Raw genomic sequence first — 18,418 nt, 5'->3', positions numbered from 1 at the left:
GTTAAACCTCCTTAAGAATAACCTCTGAGAGGGGACGGCGAGTTGATCTTTGGTTACGGTGTTTGGGGTGCCCTAAGGCGATGACAGCCATCAAATCCAGGGCCTCGGGCAGATCAAGGAGTTTTCGAACCTTGTCAGCATTTTTGAGGATTTCTCCTAACCAAACTCCTCCGAGGCCTAAGGCGTGGGTAGCCAGGAGCATATTCTGGATACAGGCCCCCATAGCTTGATGATCTTTGACTTCATGATACATGGCCTCCTTGTCTACAAAGACACAGATGATCACCGGGGCCCGTTCGATGATCACCCGATATTTAGTCAGGGAGGCAATCTGGTCTTTGATCTCTTTGTTCCAAACAATGGCAAAACGCCAAGGCTGATTGTTAAGCCCCGAGGGAGCCCAGGTTCCGGCTTTGATGATCTCCAGGACCGTCTCCCTATCTACAGGCTCAGTGGTATAATCCCGGACACTTCGGCGAGAGTAGATGGCCTTAAGGACTGGGTTATCCATAGGTTCCTCTCCGCTTTTATCCTGTCTCTATCATCTTCGCTTGAGATGTCAAACTGAAACTAACTTCAAAGACCTGATCTTCAAGGTGTAGTGGGTCAGATGACCGGTAAGGTCAAAGGCCTTTTTGACCCGACGGATAAGCCGAGAATCAGAGGTGGCCACGATATCAGAGAATTTGCTTAACCAGGTCTCGACCTGTTTCTGAAGAATAGCCTCTCCACTTAGGGCCATTTTTTGGAGATTTTGGTTGATTATTCCTGCCAGTTCTCTGCTTCCGCTAAATGGAGCATCAAGGACAAATATAGTCTTTTTTACCTCATATCTTTTAAGAACTCTGAGTATCATATCTAGGGCCTGAAGGGTTTTCTCTGAGCGGCGCCATCTCCTAAAGACCCCGGCTGTGTCTCGAATAAAGCCGTCATTTCCCCTGATGAGTAATTCCCCGGAGAGGGCATTTTCCAAGGTGATGAGTACGTTAAAGCCATCTATCCCTAGTGATCGTCCTTTGAGATCCCTTGCTCGGATCTTTTTCCTCTTAGCATCTAGGGCCTCAACTCGGGGAAAAATACTTCGGAAAAGAATATCCCGTTCCCAGGCGTTTAACTGATAATGGTTACCAACAAAAACCAGAGAACTTTTCTTTGGGTAGCCTCGATTAAGGAGCCACTCTAAATCGTGGGCCGGGGCCAGAAGGCGCTGTTTAAGATCGGTAAGGCGTTCATCATCAAAGACCAACCTGGACAAGCCTCTCAAGGGCCTCTCGCTGCTCCTTATTAAGTCTTTGAGGTATTTGAAGACCTATCTGAACATAGAGATCACCCCGCCTGCCGCCCTCTTTAGGCAGGCCCAGGCCTTTTAAACGGAGCTTGGTTCCAGGCTTTGTTCCTGGCGGAATTCGAACACTCACTACCCGACCGTCTATCGTAGGGACTTCAATTTTAGTTCCCAGGGCGACCTCAGAAAGTCGAATATTTTTATCGATGATTAGGTCGGCTCCCTGCCTTTTGTAGCGAGGATCATCCAGAATTTTTATCTGAAGATAAAGATCTCCTTTGCGTCCGTCTGGCCCAAGTTTGCCCTTTCCAGGAATACGAAGTCGACGCCCTTCATGGCTTCTAGGGGGGACTCGAACCTTAAGTCTTTCCGGACGCCCAAGGCTGCCCAGATAGATGATTTTCTCTGCCCCCTCTATAGCCTCTTGGGGGGTAATAGGTAATTCAAGGACAGCATCAACTTGACCCTCTCCATGGCGGCCATGGGTGAAGGGGCGTTCAAAATTGCTGGTGCCGAAAATTTGGGCGAAAATATCGCCAAAGTTAATTCCCCCCCGCCGTCTGCTGCCGAAGAAAAAGCGGCTAAAAATATCCCCTCCGATACCCAAATCTCGAAAAATATCCTCAAAGTCGAATCCCCGAAAGATATCCTCTTGAGAGAAACGGCGCTCAAATTCAGCTGATCCAAACTGGTCATACTGACGGCGCTTTTCCGGATCGGAAAGGACAGCGTAGGCTTCATTTATTTCTTTAAAACGCTCTTCTGCCTCTTTGTTGCCCTGATTCCGGTCCGGATGATACTTAAGGGCCAGGCGCCGGTAGGCCTTTTTTATCTCCTCCTGGGTGGCGTCTTTGGATACTCCGAGAATTTTATAATAATCCTTAGGCATAATTCGGCACTCTTCATCTCTTTTGGAAGGCTTTAGACCTTCCCAAAGATAATTTTTTGGCTGTTTCTGTCAAGCTGGTCTGTATTTAGAGGTACCCCTGTGGGCAAAAGGAGGATGGAGGTGGGTATCTGGTCGTCTTTTTTGTGAGGTGGAGATTATGGGGGACCCACAGGGGTACGTCCTCTAAATACCATATCGATTACTTTCGTCAAGTTTTTATTAAAAGGAGATGTTCCGAAAAGTATTTATACTTAATGGCAAAATTTTTTTATTAAGGGTAAATTATGATGCATAAATATCTATTATACAGCCTTTATTTGGATTAATCAGATTTATTTTTGAAATAATTCGTTTGGGAAAAGGGCTTAACAAATACGATTTCGCCTACAAGATCTAGGTAAAGTTTTAGAATTTTGTAGATTTTGCCTCAAACAAAGGGCACCATATTTGAGTAAAAATTCATTATGGAGTTTGAGATTCATATTGGAACTTCGGGCTGGAACTATCCTCATTGGCGAGAAGTGTTTTACCCTTCTGATCTACCCCAAAAGAAGTGGCTTTCCTGGTATAGCACCCAATTTGACACTGTAGAAATAAACGCCACTTTTTATGGAACCCCTAAACCAAAGACCTTCAAGACTTGGTATAAGACAACCCCTCGGGGGTTTATCTTCTCCATCAAGGCCAATCGTTTTATTACCCACGTTAAAAGGCTTAAGGATGTCAGGGAGGCTTTGAGTCGCTTTTATGAAAGCCTCTCCCCATTAGAGGAGAAGGTGGGGCCCATTCTCTTCCAACTACCTCCAACCCTTGGTTACCAAAGGTCTCTGATAGAAGATTTCTTGGCCCAGCTTGACTCTACATATCTTACTACCATAGAAGTCAGACACGCTAGCTTTCATAATCAAGAATTCTTCGCTCTTTTGAGACGGGCGGGGGTAGCCTTATGTATTTCCGACACAGCTGGTCGTTATCCTTCTATGGTTGAGGAAATAACCGCCGGTTTTGTTTATCTTCGGCTTCACGGTTCTCGGGAGCTTTACCGTTCTTGCTATACCGATGAAGAACTTAAGGCCTGGGCCATGAAAATAAAGACGTGGAGACGACTGACCTTTGTCTATTTTGATAATGACGCCGAAGGTTGGGCCCCGCTTAATGCCAGCCGCCTCCGAGAGATGCTAGGAATTTTTTCGCCGGCCTCTTAGAGCCCCCATTCCTAGGAGGCCGCTTCCTATAAGGATAAGAGTGGCCGGTTCCGGAGTGTGAATGGCCTCAACGTTTAGGTAGTCATTGCCACACTCAATGGTCCAGTGGACCCCAAAAGACCCTAAAGGGCCATTGAATAGGGCCAGAGGGATGGAGGCCTCGATGATGTATCTCTGACTGGCCAGATCATTGTCATCCCAACCGGACCAGGGCAAATAACTAAGGGTTCCGCTGCCAAGTAGACTACCTGTAGCTGCCCGGAAGGGGTTTGATTCCACATAAGAACTGTAATAAACATCTTCCCAGGAGCTGACTTGATAAAAACTGCCGACTTCGCTTCCAGCCACCCTTAAGGCATAATCGTAATTTCCATCAAGTCCTACGTCTATGGCAATGTCTCCTGCATCAAAGTGGATGGAATTGTAGTCTCGACCTGTTTGAGGGAAACCTGTAACGATAGCTACGTAAAGGTTGGCCGAATCCCAGGTAACATAAAGGGCCTCAACATCGTATTCTTGATTCCCATACCCCGGGCCAACATATCCACTACTATTTGGGGCATTGTCTTCTAAACTATAACTTGCCCCTGCCTTCGGAATCCAATCTGTGCCAGGGATTACGCCCCAATCGTCCAGGCTCCCGTCTATTCCAACCGTAAAACCCCAGACATTAGAGAAACTCAGCCATGTCCCAAATAAGGTCATAATCAAGAGGTAAAAACACTTCCTAAACATCCCAAGCCCCCGCTTCTTGAATTTCAAGACTATAAAGCAATGCCTGTGCCACTCGTTTTTAAAAATATCTATTGGTCGCTAATCCTCTATATTGTGGGTCTTAGAGTGGATGTTAACAGGAAAACGTTTTCTCTTTTTGAAGTTGAGGAAGTTTTTTTCTCTTAAACAGTGAATTCAATTTCCAATCTTTTGGGGATACAAAGTGATTTTTCCGGGGGCATTGATGTTTTTAGGGGCTTTTTCCGAAAAATATGGCAGAAGAGGAGTTGATCTAAATGCCCCAAATCCTGCTTATAAGTCCGGGAAACAGGCTTTCTTCTCTTGAAGCCTGGGTGAAAGAGAGCTTTCCAGGCTTTGAGGTTCGGACTGTTTCCGAGCTACCGGAAGATATTTCTGAGGCCTCGCTTATCATCTCCGAGACTCCTCTTAAGGCTTCGGGGCTTCATCCTCCTTGGGTAATGGTAAACGGTCATGGGATTGATCCGGAAGAGGCCCGGGTCTTAGGGGCCAGTTTGGTGCTCTCTCCAGAGGGTCCGTGGGACAAAAACCAACTAGAAAGACTCCTTGAAGCCCCTTCTATAAGGGGAGATCTGTCTTCCTTCTCGTTGCCTGATGTGCTTCAACTTTTGGCTGTAAAAGGTGGGCGTCATGTTGTGCTGGTCTTCTCGGAAGAGGGCCACGGGCGAATCTTTCTTGAGGGTGAAGAGGTCTATTTTGTAGAGTTTCAGGGCCGGGAAACTCTCTCTGGCTTGGAGGCCTTAAAACGAATTCTTAGCTTAGGCTCTGGGCAATTTGAGGTCCGTTTCCCTTTGATTTGGCCTAAAGAGGCCAATATTTCTGGTCCTATTCAGGCCCTTATTATTGAGGCGACCCGCCTGGAGGATGAAACCGATGATACTGACTTTTTCCTTGACCTAGACGAACTTACACCAGCCTCCTCTACCCAAGAAAGTGGGGAACTTGCTCGTCTTCGAGATATCTTTCCCGAGGCCAGTTTAATAGTTGTCCTAGATGAGTCTGGGACGGTGCGGGAGTCCTTCGGCGAAGGAGATCGAGAAGCTCTTTCTGGGCTGACATCCTATATCAGTCTAAATCTCACCGAAATCGGGGAAAATCTGGCTCTAGGAGATCTTAAAGGCTTTGCTATGGGGGGGGCCAAGACCCTCTGGGCGGCGGTGAAAAGAGGCAATCGGACCATTGCCCTGAAAGCCTTTCCTCGCAAGGGTATTCTCCGCTGGAGCAAAAAGCTTCTTGAGGTCTGAGTCTCGTGATGCAGACAATTCTGGCCAGTTTAAACAAATTGAGTGAGGTTTTAGGAGCCTTTGTCGTTGACAAAGGCGGACAGATTCTGGCCCGCAATCTGCCGGAGTTCTATACCCAGGAGATCCTGGAGGCTGTGATCCAATCGGTAGAAGAAATATCTACAGGCTTTGTTAGTGAGAGCGTCCAAGATTCTCCTCAAGAGATTGTTGCCCTATTTGAGAACGGTTCTCTGGTGGTGAGGGAGTCAAAGGGCCGGAGGCTTTTTGTGCTCCTTAAAACTACTGAGCCCAGTCCCATAGTCTGTGTGGCCCTAAATGCCCTTATCCTTAAGCTGGATAAATTTCAAGAAGAGGGAGAGGCCCCTACTCCACGGCCGGTAAATGATGGCGATGTTCTCCCCTTAGAACGCCTTCGGGAGTTGGTCAAGGTCTTGGCTCAACATTATGGGCCGGCGGCTAAGATCCTGGTCAAAAGAGCCCTCAAGCAGGCCGGAGCCAGCCCCGATGGTCTTTCTCCCACCAGGATAAGGGACTTTCTTTTGGCACTGGGAGCCGAGATTCCCGAGGCCAAACTTCGAAAAAGTGTCATAAAAAAAGCCCAAGAGATTCTTGAAGCGGGGAGGCGGTCATGAAGCTAGGAGGCATGAGCCTGGCCAACAAAGTAGCCCTTTTTTTTCTTTTGGTCATTGGGCTTTCTATCATAAGCCTAGTGATTACTGTCCAGAAATATCATCAGAAAGAGCTCCTGAGTCGGGCTCGAGCCACAGCAGCCTATTTCATCGGGGTGCCCCGTTTCGCTAATTCAGTCAAGGGACTGTGGGCTCAAGATACCTCTATTGTCCCCACTGTGGCTACTGTCACCGCCTACCGTAACGCTCAGGAACTCACCCTCCACCGTCTCCATGATCCTGATCTCGCTAAGGCTCTGGCCAAAACCATTGGGGCTTCAGGTATAGAGATTAAACTGAATGGCCCTCTACCCCAGCTACCCCCTAGTGGAGAGAGCTGGTCCTATGAGAAGGGAACCTTCCACTATCAGAAGCTTCTTACTGTGGAGAAGGGATGCCTCTCCTGCCATCAAAATGGTGGAACCAGACCTTACCTCCACTTGGGGGAGGCGGTAGGGGTTATTTCTGTGTCTATTTACGGCCAGGGGATTTGGCAGGCCCTCTCCAGTGCCTTTTCCGTTTGGAATGCGGCCTTTTTTCTGGTGGCGGTGTTGGCCCTCTACGTATTAGTTCGTTTCGAGCTCATCTCTCCCCTTACAGACCTTAACAAAAAGGTGGAAATGATGAGTGTTGGCGATCTTGACGTAGATCTCGGTGTCTCCGGCTTAGAGGAAAAGGATGTCAAAGACGAACTTCTACGCTTGGCTATTGCTATCGAACGTTTGCGAAAGAGCCAAAAGACCATGGAGAGGCTGCTGGATGAAGAGGGCCTCCTTGAATAGCGTTTTTTGGGGCTTTGGAGATCACCAATCTTTGGGCTTGACGAGAATCTCTCGAACCTTGAGATCAAAAAACATGTTTGAAGGCATGGCCTTAATGATAGCCGCCGTATCGGCCCCCCGACCGGTGCCAGCTACCGTGATGACATCCTCAGGGGGGACAAGCCCAGCGTCAGCGGCCATCATGGCGATCTCACAACAGACCTTTATCCCCTGGCCAAAAATGCGCAGGGTGTTAGCAATTATGTCCTGATCAGAGAAGCCCATCTTCTGCCGAAGGGCTGTCCCCAAATTTCTCATGACCATGGTTCCCGTGTAAACCTTGGCTCCTAGGGATTCCAGTCGGGCTCGAGTCTCATCTGTAAGTTCAAGGGCTCCAGGCTCTTTGAATCCTACATTGTGAGTGACCACTACCAGGTTGACAGGAAGACCTTTTAGGGCTTCGGCGGCCAGAAGCCCGGTGTCACCGTAAGTCGAGGCTACCACCACATGTCTCATTCCTCTTTCTTTAACAGTAGCTTTGACGATAGAAATGACTCGCGCCGTATTTTCCCGCCCCGCTCTCTCAAAATAGACACCCATTTCTCTACCCCCCCTGTTGAGAAATAACCTCACAAGGAACTTTAGGTTATATTTACAACCCCCGATTAGGGACTCTCAAGTCCTTTATTTAAATATCATCAGAGGGCAATTTCCGCAGACGTCAAGTCCTACATAGTCTCGGCTTCCAGAAAGCAGGGAGGCCCCCTGCCTGATGGCCCTTTCTTGGAGGCGGTCAATAACTTTTTCAAATATTTCCCACGGGAAACAAAGAATCAATTCTCCTCGCTCCATCTTGCCCGAAGTATAGGCTCCTGGACAGGCCAAAGATAACTCCACCCGTTTGTGTTTGTAAGCCGAGACAGCTGTACCGCAAAAGGCACCGTTAACCTTATGGGCAAAAGGAAGACTGGCCTGGCCAGAAACAGCAATGGTGTCATCTAAAAGGTGGGTTGCCTGGAGATTGTCGCAAACCAAAAGGACCAGATCCGCCTTAAAGGGGAGTTTATCTAAGGGCCAGAGGCTTATGCCCTTTAGTTCTTGAGGGCTCAAACGAGGACGTTGCTGGTAAAAGGCCTGGGCCGGATCTTCCTGGGGGAAAAACTTTTTAAGCGCCTTGAGGCACTTTTCCTTATCTGGCCGAAGACCGAAAACATCAGCAGCCGTTACACAGGAGATGGCTCCGGGAGAGATTAAAGTAGAATAACCACTCATCCGGGTAAAAGCTACAAATTGACAAAAAGTCAGACGGTTTCTGCAGACCTTGTCCACCTTGATTTGATCCAGACTCTCCTCTTGCCAGTGAAAACGGATACCTACTGGATAATGATATAGTTTGAGATGGCGGAAAAGTACCTCCTGCCAGTTGGCAAACATGAAGACCTCCTCGGAATTTTTAATTTTAGGGAGGATATCTCTGCTTCTGGGGGAATCAAATTGTAATTAAAGATGGCGAGGCCAGATGGCTATAGGGGGTATCAATAGGGTTGGATTTCTTAAACTTTTGACGGGAGATGCAAAACAGGGGGATCTGATTCCCAAAGAAGGAATCCATCCCCCTTAACTGGCAGCTAATAGTCAACCAGCTTCCAGTGGCCCTGCTCCACCTTGACGATAATCATGGAATCTACATCAAGACCACAGTGATCTTGGGGGCTTAAACGGTAGATTCCAGATATCCCTACATAGCCATTTATCTCCTCGAGGGCCTCTCTTAAGGCCTGGCGATTATCTCCAGCCTTTCTTAGAGCTTGGGCCAAAAGATTTACAGCATCCCAGGCATAACCAGAATGAGTATTTATGGGGAACTTCTCTCCCAACCTATAAACCTTATTATAAAGATGGACAAAATGGGCAATTACTGGTTTTTGAGGATCTGAGTCTGGAAGTTGTTCCCAGGCCATAAGCTTAGTGGAAGGCATAAGATTCCCCTCAGCGGCAGATCCGGCCAGTTCGATATACTTGGGGCCCGGAAGGCCATGACATTGAAAGAGAGGAACGTCTATCTTCAGTTGGCGGACATTTTTAGCCACGATAGCCCCTGCCGGCCCGATGGTCCAACAAACAATGGCCTCTGGGTTGGTAGTGGCCAGCTTGACGAGCTGGCTGGTCATATCGGTGTCTCGGGGGTTAAAGGATTCGCTGGCTACAATGGTGAGACCATATTTAGGGGCCAGTTTTTTAAGCCAGCGGCGACCATCCTGACCAAAGCCATCGGAGGCCGTGAGGAGGGCCACCCTGGTAATGTGCATTTTTTGCATGTAGGCGTAGATCTTGCGCACGGCAATAGAAGACCGTTGAGGGGTCTTGAAGATATAACGGGCTGAACCAAAGCGCCCCCCTTCCATTATTACCGGGTCTCCTCCAACGGTCATCACTATTGGCACCCTGGCCCGTTCAAAGATAGGTTTTACAGCCATGCCGGTGTCTGTTCGTGTGGGCCCAATAACGGCCACGACTTTGTCCACGTTGATAAATCGCTTGGCCGCCATGATAGCCTTAGTGGGATCGCCTTCGGTGTCGGCCATGACCAGCTTGATGGGACGTCCATTTATCCCTCCGGCCTTGTTAATTTCAGCTACCGCCATCTCGGCTACCAACTTGGTGGGGGTGCCAATAAAGGCCGCTGGCCCAGAGAGGGCAAAAAAGGCCCCGATCTTAATGGGATCTTTTTCTCCTGCCAGGACTAAAGAAGGGATGAGAAGGAAAGCCAGCAAGAGGATTTTTAAACCCCTTATAAACATCTAATTAAGTCCTCCTTATCCTTAAAGGTTATTAAGGGCTTATTAGCAACAACAGGGAGGGCCGGTCAACGGAGGGTTTCCATAAATAAAAGGGGGGCCATCGGCCCCCCTCTAAAATAGCTAACCTGAAGCTTACTTTTTATGACAACCGTTACACTTGGTTGGGGCCTTGGGGTGATTGGCAGCCATTTTCTTATGGCAACCCTTACAGGTCTTGTGGAAGACACTCATGGGCTTGCGGTACTTAGCCGGCATGCTGGTGTTGCCCTTATTGTGGCAGGTTTCACACTTTTGGTTTTTCTGGCCGGCTTTATAGGGAACTTTCTTGCCGCCCTCAACTCCGTGGTGGCAGGCACCACACTTGAGCCCTAATGCCTGGTGGGCATGGTGATTGAAAGTAACCGTACCCTTTCTGTTCTCCAGTTTAAAGACAGCCGGCCCTTCACCGGCGATGGCCATGCCCCCCAAGGTCAGACCAAGGCCACAAAAGACGGCCATAACCCATACCCATACCTTGTTCATGATAAAACCTCCTTCCATTTAATTTTTAAGTTCCTCCTGGCCACTTTAGGGCCAAAGGTTTTGACTGAATAGATATTCATTTCTAGCCTTTCTATATTTAGAGGCCCTTCCTTGTCAAGTAAGAAAAAAGAGGCCACCTGTACGGTTATGTTTGACAAAGCCCCTAAAATGATTGTAGGTAAACGCCCAATAAAGTTTGGCCATCACCTAAAGTTTTATGCAGGAGGTATGCCATGAAGCTTGACCCAACCAAGATGAAAGACTGGGAGATCGCCGCCGAGTGCGAAAAACACATGAAAACGGTCTATCAATTGGCCGATGAGCTTGGCCTGACAAAGGAGGAACTTCTTCCTTACGGTCACTATGTAGCCAAGCTGGACTACAAACTCATTCTTGAACGTCTCAAGGATCGTCCAAATGGGAAGTACATTGATGTTACGGCGATCACCCCCACTCCTCTAGGTGAAGGAAAATCCACGACATCTATTGGTCTCATTGAAGGGCTTGGTAAACGAGGTAAAAAGGTCATTGGTGCCCTGAGACAGCCTTCAGGGGGCCCCACCATGAATATTAAGGGCAGTGCCGCCGGCGGTGGTCTGGCCCAGATAATTCCTTTGGATAAATTCTCCTTAGGGCTTACCGGTGATATCAATGCTGTGATGAATGCCCACAATCTAGCTCTGGTGGCCCTTACGGCCAGAATGCAGCACGAGGCCAACTATGATGACGAAATCCTGGCCAAAAAGAATCTCCGGCGTCTCAATATTGATCCCAAGAGGGTAGAGCTTGGTTGGGTGATCGACTTCTGCGCTCAGGCCCTCCGTCATATCGTCATTGGTCTTGGCGGAAAGATGGACGGCTATCCCATGGAGAGTAAGTTCTGGATCGCGGTCGCCAGTGAAGTTATGGCCATTCTGGCTGTTTCCCGGGACCTTAAAGACTTTCGGGAGCGGATTGGCCGAATCGTCGTTGCCTTTGATAAGTATGGAAATCCCATCACCACCGAGGATCTAGAAGTGGCCGGGGCCATGTGCGCCTGGATGGTGGATGCCATCAATCCCAATATGATCCAGACCTTAGAAGGACAGCCTGTTCTCATTCATGCTGGCCCCTTTGCTAACATCGCTATTGGCCAGAGTTCCATTATTGCTGACTATGTGGGCCTTAAGCTGGCTGATTACCACGTTACCGAGAGTGGATTTGCTGCAGATATCGGCTTTGAGAAGTTCTGGAATCTTAAGTGCCGCTTCTCCGGGTTGGTTCCCAATTGTGTGGTTATTGTGGCCACTATAAGGGCCCTTAAATGTCATGGAGGGGCTCCTATTCCTCGTCCAGGACAGCCGATGCCCAAGGAATATCTTGAAGAACACGTGGACTGGGTTGAGAAAGGGTGCGCCAATCTCCTCCACCATATCGAAACCGTCAAAAAGAGCGGTTCCAACCCGGTGGTTTGTATCAATGCCTTCTATACCGATACCAAGGCTGAGATCGATGCCGTGCGGCGGATCTGCGAAGAGGCTGGGGCCCGAGTGGCGGTCTCCGAACACTGGTTAAAGGGTGGTGAAGGAGCCCTAGAGTTGGCCGATGCCGTGGTAGATGCCTGCGAGGAGCCGGTCAACTTCCGTTTCCTCTATGATCTTGATATGCCTCTTAAGGACCGGATCGAACGAATCGCCAAGGAAGTCTATGGTGCCGACGGAGTTACCTACTCCCCGGAGGCCGAAAAGAAGATTCAGATCATCGACGCCGATCCCGAGCTTCGCAAACTGGGCACCTGCATGGTCAAAACCCATCTTTCTCTTTCTCATGATCCTAACCTTAAGGGGGTGCCCAAGGGTTGGGTCCTTCCGGTGCGTGACATCCTCATCTATCGAGGGGCGGGCTTTGTCGTCCCTGTGGCCGGTACCATTAGTCTCATGCCGGGTACGGCCTCTGACCCTGCCTATCGGCGCATTGATGTGGATGTGGAGACTGGGAAGGTAACCGGTCTCTTTTAGGTGGGGAATTTCACACCACTGTCGGGGAGAAAATTCCCGACAGTGGTGTGGCTCTAATTTCTGGGTGTTGTTTAACATCTGATAAAAACATTTGTTTTTTCTGGATACTCTTTGGCATGTATTTCGCAACTAAAGATATGGCCCTTTTGCGGGTCTAAAGTCTTAAACCTGGGGGAGGTACAGGAAGTGGCGGCAAAGATTATTAGCGGCAAGGATATCGCCAAGGAGATTCGTGAAGCCCTTAAGGCCGAGGTGTCTGAGCTTAAAGAAAAGCATGGAATTGTGCCGGGTTTGGTGACCATTCTGGTTGGGGACAATCCGGCCTCTGTCTCCTATGTCACAGCCAAGCAGCGGGCAGCTCACGAGCTTGGGTTCCACTCCATTCAGGACAACCAGCCAGAGGATATTACTGAGGAGGCCCTCCTTTCGCTTATTAAAAAATACAATGATGATCCGGCCATTCATGGTATCCTGGTTCAGCTTCCTCTCCCGCGCCACATTGACGAGCGCAAGGTCATCTACGCCATTGATCCACGCAAGGATGTCGATGGTTTCCACCCTGTAAACGTAGGTAAGATGGTCATCGGGGAGCCCTGTTTTCTGCCTTGTACCCCTCACGGAATTTTGGTTCTTCTTGACCGGGCTGGAGTGGAAGTTTCTGGAGCTGAGGCGGTGGTGGTGGGCCGAAGCAACATCGTCGGCAAACCTATTGCCAATCTTCTTATTCAGAAGAGAAAGCCGGTGGGTAACGCCACGGTGACTGTCTGTCATACCGGGACTAAAGACCTTTCTTTTCATACTCGCCGGGCCGACATACTCATTGTGGCGGCTGGCCGGCCCAAGGTTATCACCGCTGATATGGTCAAAGAGGGGGTAGTGGTTATTGATGTTGGGGTTAATCGTATTGGCACCACCCCTGAAGGAAAGGCTATCCTCTGTGGCGATGTGGACTTTGATTCTGTTAAGGAAAAGGCTGCGGCCATAACTCCTGTCCCTGGTGGTGTTGGGCCAATGACCATCACCATGCTCATGAAAAACACCCTTGAATCGGCCAAAATGTGGGCCGGTCTCCCCAGCGAAGTGGCCTGAAATATTGACTAATTCTTAGAATCATTTTAGGTTAACCCTCCACATTTATTAAAAGGGGGCAAGTCTGATGGATACGAGTAAGCGTTTTAAGTCTAACGGTGGCTGTCCCAGTATCCAGTGCCTGGTCAACCGAGAGGTTCTCTGTCAGGAACCGGCCCAGGGAGTGACCACCGCTGCCCACCGGGTAGAGAAGCGAGGGGCTACCCCCTGTCTGTTTGGCCAGGGTGGGACATGTTGCCGTAACTGCAATATGGGGCCTTGTCAGATTATCGAAGGTGTGGAGGAGATGATTGGCATCTGCGGGGCCACCGCCTCTACGGTAGCGGCTCGCAACTTCGCTCGGATAGTGGCTGCCGGTACGGCTTCTCACTCTGATCATGCCCGGGAGACAGTCCTGGCCTTTATTGCTACGGCAAAGGGGGAGACCCCTTACGAGATAAAAGACACCCTCAAACTTCGCCGGATGGCTGCCTGGCTGGGCATAGACCCCGCCGAGAAGGACATTCAGCAGCTAGCCCTTGAGGTGGGAGAGACGGCCCTGGCGGAGTTTGGTAAGCAGGAGGGGAGCCTTCATTTTATACGTCGGGCTCCTCAAAAGCGCCAGGAAATTTGGCAGGAGCTGGGAGTGGTGCCTCGGGGTATTGATCGTGAAGTGGTGGAGACCATGCACCGAACCCATATGGGGGTGGATCAGGATTTTCGCCATATATTCCGCCAGGCTGCTCGGTGTGCTTTGGCTGACGGCTGGGGCGGGTCCATGCTGGCCACAGAACTTCAGGACATAATGTTTGGCACCCCAGTGCCCATTCGGACGGTGGTCAACCTGGGAGTCCTGAAGGAGGACATGGTCAATATTACGGTTCATGGTCATGAGCCTGTTTTGGCTGAGGCCTTGGCCATGGCGGCTCAGGATCCGGAAATAATTGCCGAGGCCAAGAAGGTCGGGGCCAAAGGGATCAACCTGGCTGGAATATGCTGCACCGGCAATGAGATCCTCATGCGTCGCGGGATCCCTATTGCTGGTAGCTTTGTTCAGCAAGAGATTGCCCTGACCACCGGAGCCGTTGAGGCCATGGTGGTTGATGTTCAGTGTGTCATGCAGTCTCTTCCGGAGATTGCCCGCTGTTTCCACACCGAGGTAATTACCACCAGTGATCGGGCCGAAATTGTCGGGGCGACTCATGTTCCCTTTGATCATCATCGGGCCTTAGAGGTGGCCAAGGATATTGTCCGTCGGGCCATTGCTCGTTTTCCTAAGCGGGGCAAGGTCTATATCCCCAAGGCCAAGATGGACGTGGTTGCCGGGTTTAGTCATGAGACCATCCTTTATATCCAGGGTGGACGCTTCCGGGCTTCTTATAAGCCCCTTAACGACAACATCATCAACGGTCGCATCCTCGGGGTGGCGGCCATTGTCGGCTGTGATAACTTCCGGATTCAGGATGAGGTCCACGTAGAGCTGGCCAAAGAGCTCATTGCTAATAACGTCTTGGTGCTGACCACCGGTTGTGCGGCAACCGGCCTTGGCCGGGCTGGCCTTCTTTCTCCAGAGGCTGCGGAGCTGGCCGGTGAGGGGCTGAGGGAGGTTCTGGAGGCTGTCGGCTGTCCGCCGGTGCTTCATATGGGCTCTTGTGTGGACAACAGCCGGATTCTCATCGCCGCTACCGAGATGGTTCGCACCGGTGGCCTGGGAGAGGATATCAGTGATCTTCCGGCCATTGGTTGTGCTCCTCAGTGGATGAGTGAGAAGGCTATAGCCATTGGTCAGTATTTTGTGGCTAGCGGGGCTTCGGTTGTCTTTGGTCCTACCTTTCCGACCACCAAGTCTCAAGAGGCTACGGATCATCTTTTTAAGGAGATGGAGGAAATCTACGGAGCCCGCTGGTTTTTGGCCAAGGAGGCCAAGGATTTTGCCTCCATTATGATTGATCAGATTCGTCAAAAGAGAAAGGCCCTAGGCCTTGATAAGAAGCGGGAGCGCGTCCTCTTTGATATGGCTATGAGGCGCCAGCTTGACACCCCACTTCAGGGCGTAGGGTGTCACGGACCGACAACCTAAAAGGGCTTTTGGCCTTGATTCTCTTTTCGGGGCCGGGTAAAACCGGCCCTTATACAATGAGAACTGCAGGAGTGTAATATGGCCGAAAAGAAAGGTTCTGTCCTGGTTCTGGGAGGGGGAGTAGCCGGAGTTCAGGCGGCTCTGGATATCTCTGAGCTGGGTTTTTACGTCTATCTGGTGGATAAGGCCGCCTCTGTTGGCGGGGTAATGGCCCAGCTGGATAAGACCTTCCCGACCAACGACTGTAGTCTCTGAATTCTGGCGCCCAAACTGGTGGAGGCCGGTCGGTCTCCCAATATCGAAATCATTACCAATGCCGAGCTAAGATCCCTTGAGGGTGCCCCGGGGGCCTTTAGGGCCAGGGTTTTCAAAAAGCCCCGTTATGTTGATGCCGATAAATGTACCGCCTGCGGTCTTTGTACGATGTATTGTCCCCGTCCGGTGGTTGATCTCTACAATGAGCGCTTAGACATCACCCGGGCGGCCCACATTGATTACGCCCAGGCCGTACCTACAACCTATTATATAGATGCTGGAGAGTGTTTCTATCTTCAGCACGAGACCTGTCGTATATGCACCAATGTCTGTCCGGCTAAAGCCATTGACTTTGAACAGCAGCCCGAGGAAGTTGAGTTAGAAGTTGGAGCCGTGGTTTTAGCTACCGGTTTCGGTCGGGTTTCGGAGGAGGTTCTAGCCAGGTACGGCTATGGAAAGTATCCGGATGTGGTTACCAGTCTTGAGCTCGAACGCCTTATGTGCGCCTCCGGGCCTACAGAGGGGGCTATTCTCAGGCCATCTGACCTGACCCACCCCAAAAAGATTGCCTTCCTCCAGTGTATTGGCTCCCGGGATGTCTCCTGTGGGCAGGGCTACTGTTCAAGTGTCTGCTGTATGTATGCCATCAAAGAGGCCTCGGTGGTTAAAGAACATGATCCGGATGTAGAGATGGCCCTCTTCTACATGGATATCCGGACCCAGGGTAAGGGTTTTGATGAGGCCAGAGAAATGGCGATCGAAAAGTATGGCCTCAGGATCCACTATGCCCGGGTACCTAAGGTGGAGCAGGTTGGCCGCCATCTTTTACTCCATTATGTGACTGAAGATGGCCGTCATCATACCGAGGTCTTTGACATGGTTGTTCTCTCGGTGGGCTTGGCTCCGCCTGAAGATGCCGAAAAGATCGCCGAGATCACCGGGATCGACCTTAATAAGTACAGGTTTGCTGCTACTGATATGGGCCGTCCTCTTGAGACCAGTCGTCCGGGGGTCTTTGTTATTGGGGCCTTTCAGGGGCCTAAGGATATTCCCGAAAGTGTCACTCAGGCTTCGGGAGTGGCGGCAGCGGCCTCGGAGCTTCTGAAGGAGGCCCGAGGTCAGGAGATCATTGAAAAGGTCTATCCGGAAGAAGATGAGGCCCTAGAGAGAGAAGAGCCGCGGGTAGGGGTCTTTGTCTGTCACTGTGGGATTAATATCGCTGGAGTGGTGGATGTGGCCGAGGTCATGAGATACGCGGCCCAGCTTCCGGGAGTGGTTCACGCCGAAAACGTCGTCTATGCCTGCTCTCAGGATACCCAGCAGTCTATGGTAGAGAAGATCCGTGATCTTCGTCTAAATCGGGTTGTGGTGGCGGCCTGTACTCCCAGGACCCACGAACCCCTTTTCCAGGAGACTCTAAGGGACGCCGGTCTTAATCCGGCCCTTTTTGATCTGGCTAACATTCGGGATCAGTGTGCCTGGGTTCATGCCAATGAGCCCGAAGCGGCTACCGAGAAGGCCAAAGATCTGGTACGGATGGCTGTGGCCAAGGCCTTGGAGCTAGAGCCCCTTGAGCTCCAAAGTGTCCCTGTAACACCGGCCGCTCTGGTCATTGGCGGTGGAGCCGCAGGGATGACGGCGGCTCTCTCCTTGGCCGAGCAGGGCTTTAAGTGCTTCCTGGTTGAGAAGGAGAAGAAGCTGGGAGGCAATCTTCGTTATCTTACTGCCGGTTTAGGGGGAGAGGATCCCCAAGCCCTTCTGGCCGAGCTGGAAAAGAAGGTCAAGAGACACAAGCTGATTAAGGTCTTCACCGAGGCCACGGTGGAGAGTATCTCTGGATATGTAGGTAACTTTACTTCTACTATCGCCTCGGCTAAAGGAACAGAGATGGTCAACCACGGGGTGATTATTGTGGCCACCGGTGGCCAGCCTTATCAGCCCAGTGAGTATCTCTACGGCCAAAACAAACGGGTGATTACCCAGCTTGATCTGGAAAGGCTCCTTAAGTCTTCTCCAAAAACTATGGCCAAGGCCAAAGATATTGTCATGATTCAGTGTGTGGGCTCTCGAGGCCAGGGGCTTTCATATTGTAGTAAGGTCTGCTGTCAGCAGGCGGTTAAGAACGCCCTGCGTCTCAAAGAGCTTAACCCAGAGGCCCGTATCTTTATCCTTCATCGCGATATGAGAACATACGGCTTTAGTGAGGATGCCTACCGCGAAGCTCGGGCCAAGGGGATTGTCTTTGTGCGCTATAGCAAGGAGAACGAACCAAAAGTGGAGCAGGTTTCCCGAGGGGCCCTGCGGGTTACCTTCCATGATTCTCTCCTTGGGGAGGATATAGTTATCCAGCCCAGTTACCTTGTGCTCTCTACAGGAATTGCTCCTGCAGACAATGAGCCTCTGGCTCGCCTCCTTAAGGCTCCCCTTACCAGAGAGGGCTTTTTCCTCGAGGCTCATGTCAAACTAAAGCCTGTAGAGGTGGCCGTGGATGGGATCTACATTTGTGGGCTGGCCCACTCCCCCAAGCCCCTTGAGGAGACTTTGGCCCAGGCCCGGGCAGCAGCCGGAAAGGCCGCTATTCCTTTGGCCAAGGGCTCAGTAAGTGTGGCTCCTTTGGTCTCCCGGGTCAATCAAGAAAAGTGTATCGGTTGTGGAATTTGTGTCAGCCTCTGTCCATACAAGGCCATTGAGATGGTCAAGGTGGGCAAGCGGCGCAAAGCCCAGACCATTGCTGCCTCCTGCAAAGGATGTGGTATCTGTGCCAGCCATTGTCCAACCCTGGCCATCTCTATGGGAGGCTTTACTGATGAAAGCATCTTTGCCCAGATTGACGCCTTTGGGCGAGAGAAGGTGGTAGAAAAGAAGGCCCAGCAGGCGGCCTAAAACGAGA

Annotated in this window: 16 protein-coding genes; 8 read left to right on the top strand and 8 right to left on the bottom strand. The window is 50.6% G+C overall.

The annotated features are described in order from the left end of the window. Position 1: 1 nt before the first annotated feature. The 3 genes from G4V39_RS01760 to G4V39_RS11370 are packed head-to-tail and all read right to left on the bottom strand — an operon-like array spanning position 2 to position 2,174. Positions 2-511: a nitroreductase family protein gene (locus tag G4V39_RS01760; protein WP_166031296.1), complete on the bottom strand. Its 510-nt coding sequence runs from the start codon at positions 509-511 to the stop codon at positions 2-4. A 48-nt stretch (positions 512-559) separates the two neighbouring features. Next, positions 560-1,255: a DUF434 domain-containing protein gene (locus G4V39_RS01755; RefSeq protein WP_166031295.1), complete on the bottom strand. Its 696-nt coding sequence runs from the start codon at positions 1,253-1,255 to the stop codon at positions 560-562. Then, positions 1,236-2,174 carry a DnaJ C-terminal domain-containing protein gene (locus G4V39_RS11370; RefSeq protein WP_210412160.1) on the bottom strand — a complete coding sequence of 313 codons (939 nt, stop codon included), beginning with the start codon at positions 2,172-2,174 and terminating at the stop codon, positions 1,236-1,238. Before G4V39_RS11370 ends, G4V39_RS01755 begins: the two co-directional genes overlap by 20 nt. 464 nt (positions 2,175-2,638) lie before the next feature. Here G4V39_RS11370 and G4V39_RS01745 point away from each other — a divergent pair, with 464 nt between their 5' ends. Further along, the gene (locus tag G4V39_RS01745; protein WP_166031294.1) at positions 2,639-3,379 is read left to right on the top strand and encodes a DUF72 domain-containing protein; all 741 of its coding nucleotides are present in this window, start codon (positions 2,639-2,641) and stop codon (positions 3,377-3,379) included. Here G4V39_RS01745 and G4V39_RS01740 read toward each other — a convergent pair. After that, positions 3,353-4,114 carry a PEP-CTERM sorting domain-containing protein gene (locus G4V39_RS01740; RefSeq protein WP_181494231.1) on the bottom strand — a complete coding sequence of 254 codons (762 nt, stop codon included), beginning with the start codon at positions 4,112-4,114 and terminating at the stop codon, positions 3,353-3,355. The two genes, G4V39_RS01745 and G4V39_RS01740, sit on opposite strands and share 27 nt — an antisense overlap. Before the next feature lie 275 nt (positions 4,115-4,389). On the opposite strand from G4V39_RS01740, the gene G4V39_RS01735 reads away from it, so the two are divergent. From G4V39_RS01735 to G4V39_RS01725, 3 genes are read left to right on the top strand one after another with little or no spacing between them, the layout of a single operon-like run. Next, positions 4,390-5,376 carry a DUF4388 domain-containing protein gene (locus tag G4V39_RS01735; protein ID WP_166031292.1) on the top strand — a complete coding sequence of 329 codons (987 nt, stop codon included), beginning with the start codon at positions 4,390-4,392 and terminating at the stop codon, positions 5,374-5,376. Between the two features lie 8 nt (positions 5,377-5,384). Then, positions 5,385-6,008: a DUF8082 domain-containing protein gene (locus G4V39_RS01730; RefSeq protein WP_166031291.1), complete on the top strand. Its 624-nt coding sequence runs from the start codon at positions 5,385-5,387 to the stop codon at positions 6,006-6,008. After that, positions 6,005-6,826 carry a hypothetical protein gene (locus G4V39_RS01725; protein WP_166031290.1) on the top strand — a complete coding sequence of 274 codons (822 nt, stop codon included), beginning with the start codon at positions 6,005-6,007 and terminating at the stop codon, positions 6,824-6,826. Before G4V39_RS01730 ends, G4V39_RS01725 begins: the two co-directional genes overlap by 4 nt. Positions 6,827-6,847: 21 nt before the next feature. Here the strand turns inward: G4V39_RS01725 and G4V39_RS01720 are convergent, their stop codons facing one another. The 4 genes from G4V39_RS01720 to G4V39_RS01705 form a co-directional block, all read right to left on the bottom strand. Continuing rightward, positions 6,848-7,405 carry a pyruvate kinase alpha/beta domain-containing protein gene (locus G4V39_RS01720; protein WP_166031289.1) on the bottom strand — a complete coding sequence of 186 codons (558 nt, stop codon included), beginning with the start codon at positions 7,403-7,405 and terminating at the stop codon, positions 6,848-6,850. A gap of 84 nt (positions 7,406-7,489) precedes the next feature. After that, complete coding sequence (locus G4V39_RS01715; RefSeq protein ID WP_166031288.1) at positions 7,490-8,239, bottom strand: DUF169 domain-containing protein; 750 nt, start codon at positions 8,237-8,239, stop codon at positions 7,490-7,492. A gap of 194 nt (positions 8,240-8,433) precedes the next feature. Further along, entirely contained in the window at positions 8,434-9,606 is a 1,173-nt protein-coding gene (locus tag G4V39_RS01710) for an ABC transporter substrate-binding protein (protein WP_166031287.1), read from the bottom strand. 132 nt (positions 9,607-9,738) lie between these two features. Further along, a complete protein-coding gene (locus G4V39_RS01705; RefSeq protein ID WP_210412158.1) occupies positions 9,739-10,128 on the bottom strand; it encodes a cytochrome c3 family protein in 390 nt (129 codons plus the stop codon). Positions 10,129-10,361: 233 nt separating this feature from the next. Between G4V39_RS01705 and G4V39_RS01700 the strand changes: the two genes are divergently transcribed. The 4 genes from G4V39_RS01700 to G4V39_RS01685 all read left to right on the top strand — a co-directional run bounded on the left by G4V39_RS01700 (position 10,362) and on the right by G4V39_RS01685 (position 18,411). Beyond that, complete coding sequence (locus G4V39_RS01700) at positions 10,362-12,125, top strand: formate--tetrahydrofolate ligase (RefSeq protein WP_166031286.1); 1,764 nt, start codon at positions 10,362-10,364, stop codon at positions 12,123-12,125. Positions 12,126-12,311: 186 nt separating this feature from the next. Next, complete coding sequence (gene folD / locus G4V39_RS01695) at positions 12,312-13,214, top strand: bifunctional methylenetetrahydrofolate dehydrogenase/methenyltetrahydrofolate cyclohydrolase FolD (RefSeq protein ID WP_166031285.1); 903 nt, start codon at positions 12,312-12,314, stop codon at positions 13,212-13,214. 67 nt (positions 13,215-13,281) lie between these two features. Then, on the top strand, positions 13,282-15,273 hold the full coding sequence (gene cooS, locus G4V39_RS01690) for an anaerobic carbon-monoxide dehydrogenase catalytic subunit (RefSeq protein ID WP_166031284.1): 1,992 nt from the start codon (positions 13,282-13,284) through the stop codon (positions 15,271-15,273). 78 nt (positions 15,274-15,351) lie between these two features. Beyond that, complete coding sequence (locus G4V39_RS01685) at positions 15,352-18,411, top strand: FAD-dependent oxidoreductase (protein WP_166031283.1); 3,060 nt, start codon at positions 15,352-15,354, stop codon at positions 18,409-18,411. The last annotated feature ends 7 nt before the right edge of the window (positions 18,412-18,418 follow it).

It is taken from the genome of Thermosulfuriphilus ammonigenes, assembly GCF_011207455.1.
GTDB classification, from domain to species: domain Bacteria; phylum Desulfobacterota; class Thermodesulfobacteria; order Thermodesulfobacteriales; family ST65; genus Thermosulfuriphilus; species Thermosulfuriphilus ammonigenes.
The sequence above is the reverse complement of the archived record's forward strand: the minus strand, read 5'-3'. Positions and strand labels throughout refer to the sequence as shown.

What these genes read in the sequence shown, in the direction of transcription:
- G4V39_RS01760 (WP_166031296.1), bottom strand. Translation starts at nt 511, where the DNA reads ATGGATAACCCAGTCCTTAAGGCCATCTACTCTCGCCGAAGTGTCCGG.
- G4V39_RS11370 (WP_210412160.1), bottom strand. Translation starts at nt 2,174, where the DNA reads ATGCCTAAGGATTATTATAAAATTCTCGGAGTATCCAAAGACGCCACC.
- G4V39_RS01745 (WP_166031294.1), top strand. Translation starts at nt 2,639, where the DNA reads ATGGAGTTTGAGATTCATATTGGAACTTCGGGCTGGAACTATCCTCAT.
- G4V39_RS01740 (WP_181494231.1), bottom strand. Translation starts at nt 4,114, where the DNA reads ATGTTTAGGAAGTGTTTTTACCTCTTGATTATGACCTTATTTGGGACA.
- G4V39_RS01735 (WP_166031292.1), top strand. Translation starts at nt 4,390, where the DNA reads ATGCCCCAAATCCTGCTTATAAGTCCGGGAAACAGGCTTTCTTCTCTT.
- G4V39_RS01730 (WP_166031291.1), top strand. Translation starts at nt 5,385, where the DNA reads ATGCAGACAATTCTGGCCAGTTTAAACAAATTGAGTGAGGTTTTAGGA.
- G4V39_RS01725 (WP_166031290.1), top strand. Translation starts at nt 6,005, where the DNA reads ATGAAGCTAGGAGGCATGAGCCTGGCCAACAAAGTAGCCCTTTTTTTT.
- G4V39_RS01720 (WP_166031289.1), bottom strand. Translation starts at nt 7,405, where the DNA reads ATGGGTGTCTATTTTGAGAGAGCGGGGCGGGAAAATACGGCGCGAGTC.
- G4V39_RS01715 (WP_166031288.1), bottom strand. Translation starts at nt 8,239, where the DNA reads ATGTTTGCCAACTGGCAGGAGGTACTTTTCCGCCATCTCAAACTATAT.
- G4V39_RS01710 (WP_166031287.1), bottom strand. Translation starts at nt 9,606, where the DNA reads ATGTTTATAAGGGGTTTAAAAATCCTCTTGCTGGCTTTCCTTCTCATC.
- G4V39_RS01705 (WP_210412158.1), bottom strand. Translation starts at nt 10,128, where the DNA reads ATGAACAAGGTATGGGTATGGGTTATGGCCGTCTTTTGTGGCCTTGGT.
- G4V39_RS01700 (WP_166031286.1), top strand. Translation starts at nt 10,362, where the DNA reads ATGAAGCTTGACCCAACCAAGATGAAAGACTGGGAGATCGCCGCCGAG.
- cooS (WP_166031284.1), top strand. Translation starts at nt 13,282, where the DNA reads ATGGATACGAGTAAGCGTTTTAAGTCTAACGGTGGCTGTCCCAGTATC.